Source organism: Klebsiella sp. 28 (assembly GCF_018223905.1).
In the GTDB taxonomy this organism is placed as follows: domain Bacteria; phylum Pseudomonadota; class Gammaproteobacteria; order Enterobacterales; family Enterobacteriaceae; genus Klebsiella; species Klebsiella pneumoniae.
On the sequence record NZ_JAGRQY010000148.1, the window covers coordinates 1 to 15,785 of the forward strand.

Annotated in this window: 17 protein-coding genes and 1 pseudogene; 13 read left to right on the plus strand and 5 right to left on the minus strand. The window is 58.6% G+C overall.

Going from position 1 to position 15,785, the window contains the following annotated elements:
• The 6 genes from KHQ28_RS22575 to KHQ28_RS22600 all read left to right on the plus strand — a co-directional run.
• Nucleotides 1-426, plus strand: a 426-nt coding sequence (locus KHQ28_RS22575; protein ID WP_211777688.1) for a PspA/IM30 family protein, incomplete at its 5' end; no start/stop codon positions are given.
• A gap of 55 nt (nucleotides 427-481) precedes the next feature.
• Nucleotides 482-706, plus strand: coding sequence for an envelope stress response membrane protein PspB (gene pspB, locus KHQ28_RS22580; RefSeq protein WP_032419056.1), 225 nt, complete (start codon nucleotides 482-484; stop codon nucleotides 704-706).
• Nucleotides 706-1,065 carry an envelope stress response membrane protein PspC gene (gene pspC, locus KHQ28_RS22585; RefSeq protein WP_002901913.1) on the plus strand — a complete coding sequence of 120 codons (360 nt, stop codon included), beginning with the start codon at nucleotides 706-708 and terminating at the stop codon, nucleotides 1,063-1,065. The genes pspB and pspC overlap by 1 nt, the downstream gene beginning before the upstream one ends.
• A gap of 28 nt (nucleotides 1,066-1,093) precedes the next feature.
• Nucleotides 1,094-1,312, plus strand: coding sequence for a phage shock protein PspD (gene pspD, locus KHQ28_RS22590; RefSeq protein WP_002901915.1), 219 nt, complete (start codon nucleotides 1,094-1,096; stop codon nucleotides 1,310-1,312).
• A 102-nt stretch (nucleotides 1,313-1,414) separates the two neighbouring features.
• Nucleotides 1,415-2,812, plus strand: coding sequence for a YcjX family protein (locus tag KHQ28_RS22595; RefSeq protein ID WP_002901917.1), 1,398 nt, complete (start codon nucleotides 1,415-1,417; stop codon nucleotides 2,810-2,812).
• Complete coding sequence (locus KHQ28_RS22600) at nucleotides 2,809-3,870, plus strand: TIGR01620 family protein (protein WP_004152127.1); 1,062 nt, start codon at nucleotides 2,809-2,811, stop codon at nucleotides 3,868-3,870. Before KHQ28_RS22595 ends, KHQ28_RS22600 begins: the two co-directional genes overlap by 4 nt.
• A gap of 89 nt (nucleotides 3,871-3,959) precedes the next feature.
• Here KHQ28_RS22600 and KHQ28_RS22605 read toward each other — a convergent pair whose 3' ends face one another.
• On the minus strand, nucleotides 3,960-4,829 hold the full coding sequence (locus KHQ28_RS22605) for a LysR substrate-binding domain-containing protein (protein ID WP_223175067.1): 870 nt from the start codon (nucleotides 4,827-4,829) through the stop codon (nucleotides 3,960-3,962).
• A 143-nt stretch (nucleotides 4,830-4,972) separates the two neighbouring features.
• Here KHQ28_RS22605 and KHQ28_RS22610 point away from each other — a divergent pair, with 143 nt between their 5' ends.
• The 3 genes from KHQ28_RS22610 (at nucleotide 4,973) to KHQ28_RS22620 (ending at nucleotide 9,154) form a co-directional block, all read left to right on the plus strand.
• Nucleotides 4,973-6,286: a 6-phospho-beta-glucosidase gene (locus KHQ28_RS22610; protein WP_023279942.1), complete on the plus strand. Its 1,314-nt coding sequence runs from the start codon at nucleotides 4,973-4,975 to the stop codon at nucleotides 6,284-6,286.
• A 172-nt stretch (nucleotides 6,287-6,458) separates the two neighbouring features.
• Nucleotides 6,459-8,000, plus strand: coding sequence for a transcriptional regulator TyrR (gene tyrR / locus KHQ28_RS22615; RefSeq protein WP_002901979.1), 1,542 nt, complete (start codon nucleotides 6,459-6,461; stop codon nucleotides 7,998-8,000).
• A 101-nt stretch (nucleotides 8,001-8,101) separates the two neighbouring features.
• Entirely contained in the window at nucleotides 8,102-9,154 is a 1,053-nt protein-coding gene (locus tag KHQ28_RS22620; protein WP_032419055.1) for an AbrB family transcriptional regulator, read from the plus strand.
• 70 nt (nucleotides 9,155-9,224) lie between these two features.
• Here the strand turns inward: KHQ28_RS22620 and tpx are convergent, their stop codons facing one another.
• Nucleotides 9,225-9,731, minus strand: a complete 507-nt coding sequence (tpx, locus tag KHQ28_RS22625) for a thiol peroxidase (RefSeq protein WP_004152131.1) — start codon at nucleotides 9,729-9,731, stop codon at nucleotides 9,225-9,227.
• Between the two features lie 102 nt (nucleotides 9,732-9,833).
• Here tpx and KHQ28_RS22630 point away from each other — a divergent pair.
• A pseudogene (locus KHQ28_RS22630) lies at nucleotides 9,834-10,615 on the plus strand (enolase C-terminal domain-like protein).
• Here KHQ28_RS22630 and mpaA read toward each other — a convergent pair.
• The gene (gene mpaA, locus KHQ28_RS22635; RefSeq protein WP_004152134.1) at nucleotides 10,612-11,319 is read right to left on the minus strand and encodes a murein tripeptide amidase MpaA; all 708 of its coding nucleotides are present in this window, start codon (nucleotides 11,317-11,319) and stop codon (nucleotides 10,612-10,614) included. The pseudogene KHQ28_RS22630 and the gene mpaA sit on opposite strands and share 4 nt — an antisense overlap.
• Nucleotides 11,320-11,391: 72 nt before the next feature.
• Between mpaA and KHQ28_RS22640 the strand changes: the two genes are divergently transcribed.
• Together KHQ28_RS22640 and KHQ28_RS22645 are read left to right on the plus strand one after the other, a co-directional pair.
• Nucleotides 11,392-11,508, plus strand: a complete 117-nt coding sequence (locus tag KHQ28_RS22640) for a hypothetical protein (protein WP_004148146.1) — start codon at nucleotides 11,392-11,394, stop codon at nucleotides 11,506-11,508.
• Nucleotides 11,505-13,121 carry an ABC transporter substrate-binding protein gene (locus KHQ28_RS22645; RefSeq protein WP_032419054.1) on the plus strand — a complete coding sequence of 539 codons (1,617 nt, stop codon included), beginning with the start codon at nucleotides 11,505-11,507 and terminating at the stop codon, nucleotides 13,119-13,121. Before KHQ28_RS22640 ends, KHQ28_RS22645 begins: the two co-directional genes overlap by 4 nt.
• A 167-nt stretch (nucleotides 13,122-13,288) precedes the next feature.
• Here the strand turns inward: KHQ28_RS22645 and KHQ28_RS22650 are convergent, their stop codons facing one another.
• Nucleotides 13,289-13,675 carry a VOC family protein gene (locus KHQ28_RS22650; protein WP_004152136.1) on the minus strand — a complete coding sequence of 129 codons (387 nt, stop codon included), beginning with the start codon at nucleotides 13,673-13,675 and terminating at the stop codon, nucleotides 13,289-13,291.
• Between the two features lie 230 nt (nucleotides 13,676-13,905).
• Between KHQ28_RS22650 and KHQ28_RS22655 the strand changes: the two genes are divergently transcribed.
• Complete coding sequence (locus tag KHQ28_RS22655; protein ID WP_004176445.1) at nucleotides 13,906-14,739, plus strand: DUF6216 family protein; 834 nt, start codon at nucleotides 13,906-13,908, stop codon at nucleotides 14,737-14,739.
• A 124-nt stretch (nucleotides 14,740-14,863) separates the two neighbouring features.
• Here KHQ28_RS22655 and KHQ28_RS22660 read toward each other — a convergent pair whose 3' ends face one another.
• Nucleotides 14,864-15,748 (minus strand): LysR family transcriptional regulator, encoded by an 885-nt coding sequence (locus KHQ28_RS22660; protein ID WP_004224315.1) that lies wholly within the window; start codon nucleotides 15,746-15,748, stop codon nucleotides 14,864-14,866.
• Nucleotides 15,749-15,785: the final 37 nt, after the last annotated feature.

The following is a 15,785-nucleotide window of genomic DNA, read 5'->3' on the forward strand; positions in this document are numbered from 1 at the left end:
GAGAAAGAAGATCTGGCCCGGGCGGCGCTGATCGAAAAACAAAAGCTGACCGACCTTATCGCTCAGCTGGATCATGAAGTGCAGCTGGTGGATGAAACCCTGGCGCGGATGAAAAAAGAGATTGGCGAGCTGGAGAACAAACTCAGCGAAACCCGCGCCCGTCAGCAGGCGCTGGCGCTGCGCCATCAGGCGGCGAGTTCATCCCGCGATGTGCGTCGCCAGCTGGACAGCGGTAAACTGGATGAGGCGATGGCGCGCTTTGAATCCTTTGAGCGTCGCATCGATCAGATGGAAGCGGAAGCGGAGAGCCACCGCTTTGGCAAGCAGCAGACGCTGGATCAGCAGTTTGCCGAACTGAAAGCGGACGATGAAATCAGCGAGCAGCTGGCGGCGTTGAAAGCCAAAATGAATCAGTCCAACCAGTAAGTATGATTGCGCGGCGCGGCGTTGCGCCGCGGCTCACCCCCTGTAAGGAGTACACATGAGCATGCTTTTTCTCGCCATTCCGCTGACGCTGTTTGTGCTGTTTGTTCTGCCGGTCTGGCTGTGGCTGCACTACAACAATCGCGGCGCCAACGGCAGTCTGACGCAAAATGAGCAGCAACGGCTGCTGCAGTTGACCGATGACGCGAAGCGGATGCGCGAACGCATTCAGGCGCTGGAAGCGATCCTGTATGCCGAACATCCGAACTGGAGGGACAAATAATGGCCGGACTGGATCTGAATAAAAAACTGTGGCGTATCCCGCAGCGCGGGATGGTGAAGGGCGTCTGCGCGGGTATTGCTCAGCATCTTGATGTCCCGGTGAAGCTGGTGCGTCTGATTACCGTGCTGGCGATGATTTTCGGCCTCTTTTTCTTTGTCCTGGTGGCCTACATCATTTTGACTTTTGCTCTGGATCCGATACCGGACAGCGAGCTGTACGGTCATAAAGCGCCGAGCAATGGCGATCTGCTGGCCGCCGTGGATGCCGAACTGGCCTCCGGTGAACAGCGTCTGCGTGAAATGGAGCGGTATGTGACCTCCGACACCTTTACGCTGCGCAGCCGCTTTCGCCAGCTGTAAACCCTGTTTCTAACGAATGAGGCAACGCATGAATAGCAAATGGCAACGCGCCGGGCAGCAGGTGAAGCCCGGTCTGAAAATCGTCGGTAAGCTGGCGCTGCTGACCGCGCTGCGTTATGGCCCGGCGGGCGTTGCCGGCTGGGCGGTTAAATCGGTCGCGCGTCGGCCGCTGAAAATGCTGCTGGCGGTGGCGCTGGAGCCGCTGCTCAGCCGGCTGGCCAACCGCGTCACGCGCGGGATGAAATAATGCCGCCGTGGGGAAGGCGCAAAAGGATTAACGTTGTCCTGCTTATCCCCGGCAGATCGCTTATGATGACGAGACATACCTTCAGGGCATAACGGACTGGCGATGAAGCGACTGAAAACTGAATTGAATGCGCTGGTCAACCGCGGGGTTGACCGGCATTTACGTCTGGCGGTGACCGGCCTGAGCCGGAGCGGTAAAACGGCGTTTATCACCGCGCTGGTCAACCAGCTGTTGAATATCCACACGGGGGCCCGCCTGCCGCTGCTGAGCGCCGCACGCGAAGAGCGGCTGCTCGGCGTCAAGCGCGTGCCGCAGCGGGACTTTGGCATTCCCCGATTCACCTACGACGAAGGGCTGGCCCAGCTGTACGGCCAGCCCCCCATGTGGCCAACCCCGACGCGCGGGGTGAGCGAGATCCGTCTCGCGCTGCGCTACCGTTCGAATGACTCCCTGCTGCGCCATTTTAAAGATACCTCCACGCTGTATCTGGAGATCGTCGACTATCCGGGCGAGTGGCTGCTCGACCTGCCGATGCTGGCGCAGGATTATCTGAGCTGGTCGCGACAGATGACCGGGCTCCTGCAGGGACAGCGTGCGGAGTGGTCGGCCCGCTGGCGGCAGCTGTGCGCCGGGCTGGATCCGCTAGCCCCTGCCGACGAGGCTCGGCTGGCGGATATCGCTGCCGCCTGGACGGACTATCTCCACGCCTGTAAGCGTGAAGGGCTGCACTTTATCCAACCCGGGCGCTTTGTCCTGCCCGGAGAAATGGCGGGCGCGCCGGCGCTGCAGTTTTTCCCGTGGCCCGACGTCGACGCCGTCGGCGAAGCCAAGCTGGCGCAGGCCGATAAACACAGCAACGCCGGCATGCTGCGCGAACGCTACAAATACTATTGCGAAAGGGTGGTGAAGGGGTTCTACAAAGAGCACTTCCTGCGCTTCGACCGGCAGATTGTGCTGGTGGACTGTCTGCAGCCGCTCAACAGCGGGCCGCAGGCGTTTAACGATATGCGTCTGGCATTGACCCAGCTGATGCAAAGTTTCCATTACGGGCAGCGCACCTTGTTCCGCCGGTTGTTTTCTCCGGTTATCGACAAGCTGCTGTTTGCCGCTACCAAAGCCGATCACGTCACGATCGATCAGCACAGCAATATGGTGTCGCTCCTGCAGCAACTGATTCAGGACGCGTGGCAGAACGCCGCCTTTGAAGGGATCAGTATGGATTGCCTGGGGCTGGCGTCCATTCAGGCGACCCAGAGCGGGCTGATTGAGGTGAATGGCGAGAAAATTCCCGCCCTGCGCGGCAATCGCCTGAGCGACGGCCAGCCGTTGACCATCTATCCCGGTGAGGTGCCGGCGCGCCTGCCGGGTCAGGCCTTCTGGCAGCAGCAGGGATTTCAGTTTGAAAACTTTCGTCCGCAGGTCATGGATGTCGATCGGCCTTTGCCGCACATTCGTCTCGACGCGGCGCTGGAATTTTTGATTGGAGATAAACTGCGATGAGCGAACCGTTAAAACCGCGGATTGATTTTGATGGGCCGCTGCAAGCGGAGAAAATTCCGCCGCTGAAAGGCGCTCGCGCCTTCGACACCCTGGAGGCGGACAACTTCGCGCCAGCGCGGCTGGTGACCGGCGAAGAGGAAGAGGGGGCGGCGGAAGCGGTGGTGGAGTCGGTCCTGCGACCCAAACGCAGCCTGTGGCGGCGGATGGTCAGCGCCGGACTGGCGATCTTCGGCGTCAGCGTCGTGGCGCAAGGCGTGCAATGGACGGCTAACGCCTGGCAGACCCAGGACTGGATTGCGCTGGGCGGCTGCGTCGCCGGGGCGCTGATCGTCGGGGCCGGCGTCGGTTCGCTGGCCACCGAGTGGCGCCGTCTGTGGCGACTGCGCCAGCGCGCCCACGAACGCGATGAAGCGCGCGATATGCTGCACAGTCACGCGGTCGGTAAAGCGAAAGCGTTTTGTGAGAAGCTGGCGCAGCAGGCCGGGCTGGATCAGTCGCATCCGGCGCTGCAGCGCTGGTATGCCGCGATCCACGAAACGCAAAGCGATCGCGAAGTGGTGAGTCTTTATGCGCAGCTGGTGCAGCCGGTGCTCGATGCCCAGGCGCGGCGGGAAATCAGCCGTTCGGCGGCGGAGTCGACGCTGATGATTGCCGTCAGCCCGCTGGCGCTGGTGGATATGGCGTTTATCGCCTGGCGGAACCTGCGGCTGATCAACCGAATTGCCACGTTGTACGGCATTGAGCTCGGGTATTACAGCCGTCTGCGACTGTTTCGCCTGGTGTTGCTTAATATCGCTTTCGCTGGCGCCAGCGAACTGGTGCGCGAGGTGGGGATGGACTGGATGTCGCAGGATCTGGCGGCCCGGCTGTCGGCGCGCGCCGCGCAGGGCATTGGCGCCGGCCTGCTGACCGCCCGTCTCGGGATCAAGGCGATGGAGCTGTGCCGCCCGCTGCCGTGGATCGCCGATGATAAACCGCGACTCGGCGATTTTCGGCGCGAGCTGATTGGGCAGTTGAAAGAGACCCTGCAGAAAAGCAAAACCCACCCGGAGAAGTAACCTCCGCTCAGAGACATCGCCGGGCGGCGGCTTCGCCTTGCCCGGCCTTCGAAGTCAAGCTCTGGCACGCGCACCCTGGCAATATTCGATTAGGCGCATTCCGCCGCCAGCCACTCGCTGAAGGCGCGAAAGCGCGGGCGGGAACGGTTCTCCTGCGGACAAATCAGGTCATAGCCAAAGGGCGAGGGCGCTTCATTTTCAGACAAGGCCACCAGCCTGCCGGCGTCGAGCAGCGGCTGGATCAGCGTTTTACGCCCCATCACCACGCCGAGTCCATTGAGCGCCATCTCGATGGCCAGCGAGTGGTTATTCACCGCGTAATACCGGCCTTCAAAAGGTAACGCCTGTCCGCTGTGCTGGCACCACAGGCGCCATTCCGCAAATTGATCCTGTACGTCGGTGGATTCGCACGCATGGATCCAGACGAGCGCCGCCGGGTCGCCGCCGCTTAGCGGACGATACTGCTGGCGATAACGCGGGGAGCAGACCGGGAGCAAACTTTCCGCCATCAGCCGCTGTTGATAAAGATCGGGGTAGCGCGTGGCGCCGTAGTAAATTGCCAGATCCACCCGCTCCTCGTTAAAATCCATCACCCCGGCGCGCACGCGAAACTGCAGATTCAGTCCCGGCCATTGCGCCTGAAAGCGCGGCAGACGCGGCATCAGCCACAGATGGGCCAGCGTCGGCGCAATACCAATATGCAGCGTGCCGCGCAGATCCTGATCGCGAATATCCTCAATTTCATCGTTAATCGCCCGCAGCGAATGGCTTAACGTCGCCAGCAGCCGCTTACCTTCCTCTGTCAGCGCCAGTTTACGCGTCATGCGGATAAACAGGCGAAACCCGATGTGCATCTCCAGCCTGCGGATCCGATGGCTGACCGCTCCCTGGGTAAGGTTCATTTCATGCGCGGCAAGGGTAAAGCTCAGGTGGCGGGCGGTCACCTCAAAGGTCTGCAGCAGCGCAAGGATGCTTTGTTGCTCAAGCACAGATTGTCTCCCTTATGCATTAATTGAGTTCATGCATAGGCCGATTTAATTCGTTTGTTAGGCCAGTTTTGCCGGTTTTAAATAGTTATATCGTAACTAAACCGAGGTATACCATGTCAGGACTCAAAATTGTGGTGATTGGCGGTGGCTCCAGCTACACCCCAGAACTGATTGAAGGTTTGCTCAACCGCTATCATGAAATGCCAGTCGCTTCGCTATGGCTGGTGGACATTGAAGAGGGCAAAGAGAAAGTCGAGATTATCGCCGGACTGGCGCGGCGAATGATCGCCAAAGCCGGGCTGACTATTGAAGTGGTGGCCACCCTTGACCGGGAAAGCGCGCTGCGCGATGCCGATTTCGTCTGCTCGCAGTTTCGCGCCGGCTGCCTTGACGCCCGGATCAGCGATGAACGTATCTCCCTCAAGTATGGCTTGATCGGCCAGGAGACCAATGGCCTCGGCGGCTTCGCCAACGCCTGTCGCACCATTCCCATCGCCCTGGAGATCGCTGCCGATATGGAGCGACTGTGTCCCGACGCCTGGCTGCTGAACTTTACCAACCCGTCGGGGATGGTGACCGAAGCGATCCTGCGCCACAGCCGCATCAAAGCCGTCGGCCTGTGTAACGTGCCGGTGATTATGCAAAAAGGGATAACCACTCTGCTGCAATGCGCTGACGAAAAAGAGGTGGTGATGCAGGTCGCCGGCCTGAACCACTTTATCTTCGTGCGCCAGATCCTGCACAAAGGTAAAGAATGGCTGCCGGAGGTGATAGCCGAGATCAACGCCGGTCGGGATCCGCTGGTGCCGCGCAACATTCCGCCGTTCCGTTGGCCGTCGCATCTGCTGCAGGGCTTAGGCATGATCCCCTGCGCCTATCTGCGTTATTACTACATGAAAGACGATCTGCTGCGCCAGGAGCTGGCGGAGGCGGGCGGCGAAGGAACCCGCGGGGAAGTGGTTAAGCAGCTGGAAAAAATCTTGTTTGACCAGTACCGCGACCCGCACCTGGCAGTCAAACCGAAGGCGCTGGAAGGGCGCGGCGGCCAGTACTATTCCGAGGCGGCCTGCGAGCTGATGAATGCCATCTACAACGACAAGCGGATTATCATGCACGTCAATACGCGTAATAACGGCGCCATCAGTGGCCTGCCGGATGACTGCGCGGTAGAGGTCAGCTCGCTGATTACCGCTTCTGGTCCGCTACCTCTCAATGTGGCGCCGTTCCCGGAAGATACCCTGCGTTTGCTGCAGCTGATGAAATCATTTGAACGGCTGACTATCGAGGCCGCGCTCACCGGCAACCGCCACACCGCATGGCGTGCTCTGATGCTGAATCCGCTGATCGTCAGCGGCGAGAAGCTCGAACTGGCGTTGGATGAGGTGATCGCTGAGAACCGTCAGTGGCTGCCTGCTTTCCACGCCTGACCCAAGACTCACCGGCCGCCTGGCCGGTGATTTAACCACTGACCGTCTGACTTTACGCCACAGCGCCCATTTTTCCGCCACACTGTCAATAATTGTTGACAGTTAGCTTCCCGAAAACCCATTCCTGGCCTATTATTCTCCCGTCATTGGCACTTTTAGGGTGAACACTCCCATGCGTCTTGAAGTCTTTTGTGAAGACCGTCTCGGTCTGACTCGTGAATTGCTCGATTTGCTGGTGCTGCGTGGTATTGACCTGCGCGGTATCGATATTGACCCTATTGGCCGAATTTACCTCAATTTCGCCGAACTGGAATTCGCCACGTTCAGCAGCCTGATGGCTGAGATCCGCCGTATCGCCGGCGTGACGGACGTGCGCACCGTGCCGTGGATGCCGTCTGAACGTGAACACCTGGCGCTCAGCGCGCTGCTGGTAGCGATGCCGGAGCCGGTGCTGTCGCTGGATACCAAAGGTCGGGTGGAACTGGCGAACCCCGCCAGCTGCCTGCTGTTTGGCCAAAGCCAGGCGAAGCTGCGTAACCACCCGGTGGCCCAGCTGATCGCCGATTTTAACGTTCAGCGCTGGCTGGAGAGCAGCCCGCAGGAGACGCATGCGGAGCATGTGGTGGTGAATGGGCAGAACTACCTGCTGGAAGTGACTCCGGTCTATCTGGAAGGCGAGCATAACGAGCGAGTGCTGACCGGCGCCGTGGCGATGTTGCGCTCAACCGTGCGCATGGGACGCCAGCTGCAGACCATGACCAGCCAGGATACCAGCGCCTTCAGTCAGATCCTCGCGGTGGGGCCGAAAATGCGCCACGTGGTGGAGCAAGCGCGCAAGCTGGCGATGCTCAGCGCGCCGCTGCTGATTGTCGGCGACACCGGCACCGGTAAAGATCTGCTGGCCCATGCCTGCCATCTGGCCAGTCCGCGGGCGGGCAAACCCTATCTGGCGCTCAACTGCGGCTCCATTCCCGAGGACGCGGTCGAGAGCGAGCTGTTTGGCGACGCGCTGCAGGGCAAAAAGGGCTTCTTCGAGCAGGCCAACGGCGGCTCGGTGCTGCTGGATGAAATTGGCGAGATGTCGCCGCGCATGCAGACCAAGCTGCTGCGCTTTCTCAACGACGGCACCTTCCGCCGCGTTGGCGAGGATCATGAAGTGCACGTCGATGTGCGGGTGATCTGCGCGACGCAGAAAAACCTGATCGAGCTGGTGCAGAAAGGGCTTTTCCGCGAAGATCTCTACTATCGCCTCAACGTCCTGACGCTGTATCTGCCGCCGCTGCGCGATTGCCCGCAGGACATCATGCCGCTGACGGAGCTGTTCGTGGCCCGCTTTGCCGACGAGCAGGGGATCCCGCGGCCGAAGCTCTCTGCCGATCTCAGTACGGTGCTTACCCGCTACAGCTGGCCCGGCAACGTCCGCCAGCTGAAGAATGCCGTCTATCGCGCACTGACCCAGCTGGAAGGATTTGAGCTGCGTCCACAGGACATTCTGCTGCCGGACCATGACGTCGCCTCGCTGCCGGTGGGCGAGGAGGCCATGGAAGGGTCGCTGGACGACATCACCCGCCGCTTTGAGCGCTCGGTGCTGACCCAGCTCTATCGCAGCTACCCCAGCACACGTAAGCTGGCGAAGCGGCTGGGGGTGTCGCATACCGCCATCGCCAATAAGCTGCGTGAATATGGTCTGAGTCAGAAAAAGGGTGACGAATAATCCCGCCAGGCCGGCGACTCACGTCGCCGGCATCCCGGCCTGCAAAGCGGGCCAAACCTGTATATACTGGTTTTTTAATCCTTTTTCCGGGGTGGTGCATCTTGGCGTCGCGTCGCGCGATCGGGCACTGGCTGATATTGCTGCTGCTCTCTGTTCTCTTTTCCTCGCTGCTGTTACGAATACACCTGCCGGCAGCGCTGCTGCTGGGGCCGCTGATCGCCGGTCTCATTTTGAGCCTGCGCGGGGTGAAGCTGAGCATCCCTCGCCCCTGTTATCTGGCGGCGCAGGCCATTGTCGGCTGCATGATCGCCCGGGCGATTAATCCCTCTGTTTTTGGCGTGCTATTCAACAACTGGGCGCTGGTGCTGGCGATCCTGTTGACCACCCTGGCGATAAGCGGCCTTACCGGCTGGCTGCTGGTCCGCTACAGCGCGCTGCCGGGCGCCACTGGCGCCTGGGGAAGCTCTCCCGGCGGCGCGTCGGCAATGGTGGTGATGGCCCAGGAGTACGGGGCCGATGTGCGGCTGGTGGCGCTGATGCAGTATCTGCGGGTGCTGTTTGTCGTCGGCGCGGCGGCGCTGGTGGTGCGCTATGCCCTGGGCAATGAAGCACAGGAAATGACTCAGGATATTGTCTGGTTTCCATCGTTGACCCACAATTTCCCTTTCACGCTGCTGCTGACGGCGGTGGCCTGTTGGCTGGGCATGCGGCTGCGCATCCCCTCCGGGGCCATGCTGCTGCCGATGCTGCTTGGCGCGCTGGCCCAGGGCGGCGGCTGGCTGATGCTGGAGCTGCCGGAGTGGCTGCTGGCGATGGCCTATGCGGTGCTGGGCTGGACGGTGGGGCTCCAGTTTAATAAAGCCATTTTTCTGCTGGCCCTCAAGACGCTGCCGCAGATTATCGCCTCCATCATCGGACTGATCCTGATGTGCGCCCTGATGGCCCTTGCCCTGACCCACATTCTGCAGATGGACTTTATGACCGCCTATCTGGCCACCAGCCCCGGCGGGCTGGACACGGTGGCGATTATCGCCGCCGGCACCCGGGCGGACATGTCGTTTATTATGGCGCTACAGACGCTGCGGCTGTTTACCATTTTGCTGACCGGCCCGGCGATGGCGCGGGCTATCTCCCGCTATGCGCCGCGGCAATAAAAAGCCCTCGCAGAGCGAGGGCTGGGCAGATCGAATGTCCGCGAGCGCGATGCGCCCGGGCAATCTGTTATCAGGCTTTCAGGGCGGCCAGCGCGGCGTCGTAGTCCGGCTCTTCGGTGATTTCGTTCACCAGCTGGCTGTAGACGACCTGATCGTTTTCATCGATTACGACCACCGCACGCGCAGCCAGGCCAGCCAGCGGACCGGTGGCGATGGCGACGCCGTAGTCAGCGAGGAAGGACGCGCCGCGCAGCGTGGACAGGGTGACCACGTTGCTCAGGCCTTCCGCGCCGCAGAAGCGGGACTGGGCGAACGGCAGGTCAGCGGAAATGCACAGCACTACGGTGTTGTCCAGTTCAGCGGCCAGCTGGTTGAATTTACGCACTGATGCGGCACACACGCCGGTATCAATGCTCGGGAAAATATTCAGTACTTTACGTTTGCCGGCGTACTGGCTCAGCGCGACGTCAGAGAGATCTTTGGCGACCAGCGTAAACGGCTGCGCTTTAGCGCCTGCCTGCGGAATGGTGCCCTGAACAGAAACGGGGTTGCCCTGGAAATGCACGGTTTGTGACATGGTTATCTTCCTGTTTACATATAGTTAACGTCGCGAGTAGTGTATGACATCCGCCAGCTACACGGCAAACCCTATTTAACATTTACCAGAGAGGACAAGGGAATGCGTAACGTGCGAGTGTATGAGGAAGCCTGGCCGCTCCATACCCCTTTTGTGATCGCCCGCGGTAGCCGCAGCGAGGCAAAAGTGGTGGTAGTGGAACTGGAAGAGGACGGCGTGAAAGGGGTAGGCGAATGCACACCCTATCCCCGCTATGGCGAGAGCATCGCCTCGGTCATGGCCCAGGTGATGGCGATCGGCGAGCAACTGGAGGCGGGGCTTACCCGCGAACAGCTGCAGCGGCTGCTGCCGGCAGGCGCCGCCCGCAATGCCATTGACTGCGCGCTATGGGATCTGCAGGCCCGGCGCGAAGGCAAAACCTTGGCCCAGCTGTTGGGAGTGGCGTTGCCTAACCGGGTGATTACCGCCCAGACGGTGGTCATTGGCACGCCGGATCAGATGGCGGCCAGCGCCGCGGCGCTGTGGCAGGCNNCCCCGCCGACGACGACTCGGCGCTGGAAAACTTCGTTCATCCGCTGCCGATTTGCGCCGACGAGAGCTGCCACACCCGGGAGAGCCTGCCGCGGCTGCGCGGGCGCTATGAGATGGTCAATATCAAACTGGATAAAACGGGCGGCCTGACCGAAGCGCTGGCTCTGGCCGGGGAGGCGGAACGGCAGGGATTTGAACGGATGCTGGGCTGTATGCTCTGCACCTCGCGCGGGATCGCCGCCGCGCTCCCTCTGGCGCCGCTGGCGCGCTTCGCTGACCTCGACGGCCCGACATGGCTGGCGGTGGACGTTGAGCCGGCGCTGCGGTTCAGCACCGGCGTGCTTCATCTTTAAGCCTGCCAGCGCAGCAGATCGGTCATCGCCGGCAGGTAACGCTCCGTTGCCTCGTCGGCGGAGACCGGCGGGAACTCGGCGGTGATGCAGGGGAGTCCGATATCGGCGCACCAGCTGCCAAAGGAGCCCGGCGTGTCGTAGCCCACGCTGCCCACCAGCGGCAGGGAGAAGGCGTCGGCCAGCCAGCGACCCAGCGGGCTGTGGCCCGGATCTTCGATGCAGGCCAGCGGATCGTGAAAGGAGACCACCCACGCCGGATGAATCTGATGGATCAACTGACACAGGGCCTCGGTCTCCCGTTCCGAACCGGGCTGCTCGCCGGTCAACAGCACCACGTCGCGCTCCGCCGCCGCGCTATTCCAGCGGTAAACCGTTTCCCCTTGCTTCCAGTTGGCTGCTGGAAAGTTACGGTTGAGGTCAACGCCGCGGGCATTGGCGCGCAGCCCGAGCTGACAGCCGTCAGGATTGACCGTCAGCACCACGTGGTGGCGGCGTAGCTCGGGTTTCAGAGTACGCAGGGCGCAGGAGAGGGTCACAATCGACGAATTCTCATCACCGTGGGTACCGGCAATAATCAGCCCGCTACGGCTGTCGGCCTGCGGCGCAGGAAACCACAGCAGCGGCGCGCCCAGTTCCGAGCTGCCATACTGCCGGGTTCCCGGCGGAAAGTCGCCGCGCTGCGGGCGAGGACGTGAAATAGACATAGGGCTTCCTGTGTGTCGTTATTATTTAGTGTTGGCGAAAAGCGTATCGGGATCAAACCCATTCCCTGAGGTGTGAAATCCGACGGCACATCAATTTTCTATCATATGTCGTTTGCAATTTCAGGTGATGAAACAAATAATTATCGCTCTGTTGGCGGTATTTTTTTCATTTTAAAGGGGATCTTATGAAGTATCCTGTCGCTTTGACATGCGGCGCGCTGTGGTTAGCCAGCGTATCTTCTCTGGCCTGGGCGGCTGACGTACCGCCGGGCACGGTACTGGCGGAAAAACAGCTGTTAGTGCGCCATATCAAAGATGAACCCGCCTCGTTAGATCCCGCCAAAGCGGTGGGCCTGCCGGAAATCCAGGTGATCCGCGATCTGTTTGAAGGTTTAGTCAATCAGGATGCGAAAGGCAACCTGGTTCCAGGCGTAGCGACCCGCTGGCAGAGCAACGATAACCGCGTCTGGACCTTTACCCTGCGTGATAACGCCCGCTGGTCCGACGGCACGCCGGTTACCGCCGAAGATTTCGTCTATAGCTGGCAGCGTCTGGTGGATCCGAAAACCACTTCGCCGTTTGCCTGGTTCGCGGCGCTGGCGGGGATCGCTAACGCGCAGAACATTATTGACGGCAAAGCCGCGCCGGAGACCCTGGGAGTCACCGCCGTCGACGCCCACACCCTGCGGGTGCAGCTGGATAAACCACTGCCGTGGTTCAGCAACCTGACCGCCAGCTTTGCCTTCTATCCGGTGCAAAAGGCGAATGTCGACAGCGGGGCGAACTGGACGCGGCCCGGCAGCCTGGTGGGCAACGGCGCCTATGTTCTGAAAGACCGTGCGGTCAATGAGAAGCTGGTGGTGGTGCCTAACACGCACTACTGGGATAACGCCAAAACGGTGATCCAGCAGGTCACCTTTGTGCCGATTAACCAGGAGTCCGCCGCCACCAAGCGCTATCTTGCAGGGGATATCGATATCACCGAGTCTTTCCCGAAAAATATGTACCAGAAACTGCTGAAGGATATTCCGGGGCAGGTGTATACCCCGCCGCAGCTGGGTACCTACTATTACGCTTTCAATACCCAAAAGGGGCCGACGGCGGATGAGCGGGTACGCCTGGCGCTGAGCATGACCATCGATCGCCGGGTGATGGCGGAGAAAGTACTGGGGACCGGGGAAAAACCGGCCTGGCGCTTCACGCCGGACGTGACGGCGGGCTTCACCCCCCAGCCGTCACAGTTTGAGAGCATGAGTCAGGCTGAGCTTAATGCCCAGGCGAAAGCCCTGCTGGCTGCCGCTGGCTATGGCCCGAATCGTCCGCTGAAGCTGACGCTGCTGTATAACACCTCTGAGAACCACCAGAAGATTGCCATCGCGGTGGCGTCGATGTGGAAGAAAAACCTCGGCGTGGAAGTGAAGCTGCAGAACCAGGAGTGGAAAACCTATATCGACAGCCGTAACACCGGCAATTTCGACGTGATCCGCGCCTCGTGGGTGGGGGATTACAACGAGCCGTCCACCTTCCTGTCGCTACTGACCTCCACCCACAGCGGAAATATCTCGCGCTTTAACGATCCGGCGTACGACAAAATCCTCGCCCAGGCGGCGGTAGAGAATTCGGCCAAAGCGCGTAACGACGATTACAACGCGGCGGAAAAGATCATTATGGTCAAAGCGCCGATCGCGCCGATCTACCAGTACACTAACGGCCGGCTGATTAAGCCGTGGCTGAAAGGCTACCCGATCACCAACCCGGAAGATGTGGCCTACAGCCGTACCATGTATATCGTGAAGCACTAACCGGTACTGGTTGCCTGATAACGCAAGGTAACCACGTATAAACCCAGAGCTGGCGCGTCTTGCCGCGCCAGTTTCTCCTGCTCTCCTTCTCGCGCCACAGTAGAAAGTCTCACTTTTCTGGCAGTATGGCCAAATGATGCCAGGTTCTACCATCTGGTCGCGAAGCATCAGAAGATCTCATCCGCCGGGTTTTTATCATGATGCTCAACGTATTCGGCAATCATGCCATCCGGATGCCGAACCAGCATGTTCCAGCCGGTGGGCACTGCCTTCACCGGGTTGATAATCGTTGCCCCGGTGGAAGGCAGATGTTTCTCCCAGGCGGTAATGTCGTTGACCAGGAAAGTGGCCTCGGTGGCGCGAAACGGAGCCAGGCTTTGCTCGGTTCCGCCAATTAAAAGCACGGAACCCACCTGCGCCAGTTTGAGATCGTATTCGGGATAGTCAAAACGTAACCTTGCCTTTTGCGAAATGAGATGTTCATAAAACGAAACGGTTTCTTCAAAGCGGGCAATCAGCACGCATCGACGGATCAGGATATTAAGGACTTTCATTATATCTCCTTCGCCATTTTCTCAGAGATAGCGTAGCAGCACTGAGGTGGAATGTAAGGCTCAAGTAGCAGAAGAGCGTGACGTATAGTTGTGGCCTGCGTATAAGAAGATATCGGCAATGACCTTGTGCGCTGGATAAGAAAAGTTGCAGTTAAAAAATATTTATTTTGTAATGATGCTGTGGTGTGATTGCTGAGCATACGATTAGCGGGATGATTAAGAGGGGCTAGATGGAAAGTTTAATTTCTTCGATATGGAATTTTGATGGACTGATAAATAGCGCGTTAATTTTTGTTACTTTTGGTTTATTAGGAGTGTTTATCTGGAAACGGGCAGGATCCGCATATTCTTTATTGAACCGGCTATGGGAGTTCTGCCTGGGAGGGAAAACGTTTCACGACGGTAAAATAAATGCATATTTCAATGAGAGAAATGATGTTGAACGTTTTAATGTTTTATTTAATGTCGGCGCAAGAAATAAAGAAGAGATCAAGTCACTGATTAACTGGACGAAAAAGAAAAATATAGATATTCGTCATGTCACAGCCGCGAAAGGATGGTTTGAAATATCAACGCTTAAGGCAATAAAACCATTATTTATCGCTAATGTTGGTGTATTTGTCTCTTGTGTGTTAACTATGCTGCTATTATCAAATTTTATGTTGCTGGCATTGAAGCCATCCGCACTAGTACGATTAGGCGACGACAAGTCATGGGTTTGGATTAATGATCATATTGCTGAGAGTTCGATCTGGACCAATAATTACCTTCCCCTGAACTGGACTGAGTGGAAGCTCGATAAAAAACAGTGTGAAAGTGAAGATTTCGATAAAACGGTTTTCTCAGAAAAAGCGGGGATAAGTGTGCGCTCGGTTGACAGGATTTGTGAGAACTTTTCAAGTGGTTCGTTGAGTGATACTATAAATAATATTATTAAAAATCAAAAACTGGCATGGGTTTTGGCTATTTACCCCTTCATCTTTACGATTATTTGCTTTTTTAGCTTGTTACGCAGAGGTGCTGCTTCTAAACTTTATAATGAAGTACATAACTCACAAAATTAATATTTATATAAATTCATTTCCGTCTGGCATTACTGTTTGCATCGATCGGAATTAAATGACAGGTTCGAGTACAGAAGCTGTCACCGGCCGCTACCGGTTGCCTGCTGCCTGCAGGCAACCTCAGCTACATTCGCAATGTATCAATGACCGCTCTCAGCGCGGGCGACACATTGCGGTGCGGGTAATAGAGAAATGAACCTTCCAGACGCTGGCTATAACGCTGGAGCACCCGGATAAGTGTGCCCTGGGCTAGATCGTCGGTAATCAGCTCTTCCGGGACATAGGCCAGCCCCAGACCGAGCCTCGCCGCTTTGGCCTCCATATAGCTATCGGCGAAAGCCCACTGTCCCTGAGGTGGGTGGGTGATTTTTTTGCCATCCACATTAAGTTCCCAGGCGTAAAGGCTACCGTCGCCGAACTGATAAGCGATGCAGGGGTGGGCGACTAAATCGGCGGGCGTTTGTGGAAAGCCGTAGCGGCGAAAATGTTCCGGTGTACCCACCACCGCCATCTCCATATCGGGCGAAATGCGTACCGCAATCATGCCACTCCCGACTTCCGGGCCCAGACGCACGCCCGCATCGAATCGCTGCGCAATAATATCGACAAACCGGCTTTCGCTGATCAGTTCCAGTCTGATATCGGGATAGCGGTGTTTAAATACTGCCAGCTTCGGCAGCAGGACTTTATCAATGGCATGCTGGCTGGCATTGATGCGTACCGTACCGGAGGGCGTTTGACGATAGTGGGCCAGCGTGGCGAGTCCCATATCTAAGGCGTCGAAACCGGATTCGACATTGTGATAGAGCTGCTCACCCGCCTGAGTGAGCGACAATCGGCGGGTGGTGCGCACCAGAAGCTGAACGCCCAGCCGCTCTTCAAGTTCACGAACCGCACGGCTTACCCCGGACTGCGCCAGGCCAAGTCGTTGCGCTGCGGCGGTAAAACTGCCTTCCCGCACCACCTGCATAAACAGATAGAGGTCATTATAGTTTTCCCGTTTCGCCATTCTCCCGCCTCGTCATCCGCATGCCATTTAGAACAAT

Coding starts and splice junctions, on each gene's coding strand:
- KHQ28_RS22610 (WP_023279942.1), top strand. CDS start 4,973: ATGTCAGGACTCAAAATTGTGGTGATTGGCGGTGGCTCCAGCTACACC.
- KHQ28_RS22655 (WP_004176445.1), top strand. CDS start 13,906: ATGGAAAGTTTAATTTCTTCGATATGGAATTTTGATGGACTGATAAAT.
- tyrR (WP_002901979.1), top strand. CDS start 6,459: ATGCGTCTTGAAGTCTTTTGTGAAGACCGTCTCGGTCTGACTCGTGAA.
- mpaA (WP_004152134.1), bottom strand. CDS start 11,319: ATGTCTATTTCACGTCCTCGCCCGCAGCGCGGCGACTTTCCGCCGGGA.
- KHQ28_RS22650 (WP_004152136.1), bottom strand. CDS start 13,675: ATGAAAGTCCTTAATATCCTGATCCGTCGATGCGTGCTGATTGCCCGC.
- KHQ28_RS22595 (WP_002901917.1), top strand. CDS start 1,415: ATGAAGCGACTGAAAACTGAATTGAATGCGCTGGTCAACCGCGGGGTT.
- pspD (WP_002901915.1), top strand. CDS start 1,094: ATGAATAGCAAATGGCAACGCGCCGGGCAGCAGGTGAAGCCCGGTCTG.
- KHQ28_RS22645 (WP_032419054.1), top strand. CDS start 11,505: ATGAAGTATCCTGTCGCTTTGACATGCGGCGCGCTGTGGTTAGCCAGC.
- pspB (WP_032419056.1), top strand. CDS start 482: ATGAGCATGCTTTTTCTCGCCATTCCGCTGACGCTGTTTGTGCTGTTT.
- tpx (WP_004152131.1), bottom strand. CDS start 9,731: ATGTCACAAACCGTGCATTTCCAGGGCAACCCCGTTTCTGTTCAGGGC.
- pspC (WP_002901913.1), top strand. CDS start 706: ATGGCCGGACTGGATCTGAATAAAAAACTGTGGCGTATCCCGCAGCGC.
- KHQ28_RS22660 (WP_004224315.1), bottom strand. CDS start 15,748: ATGGCGAAACGGGAAAACTATAATGACCTCTATCTGTTTATGCAGGTG.
- KHQ28_RS22600 (WP_004152127.1), top strand. CDS start 2,809: ATGAGCGAACCGTTAAAACCGCGGATTGATTTTGATGGGCCGCTGCAA.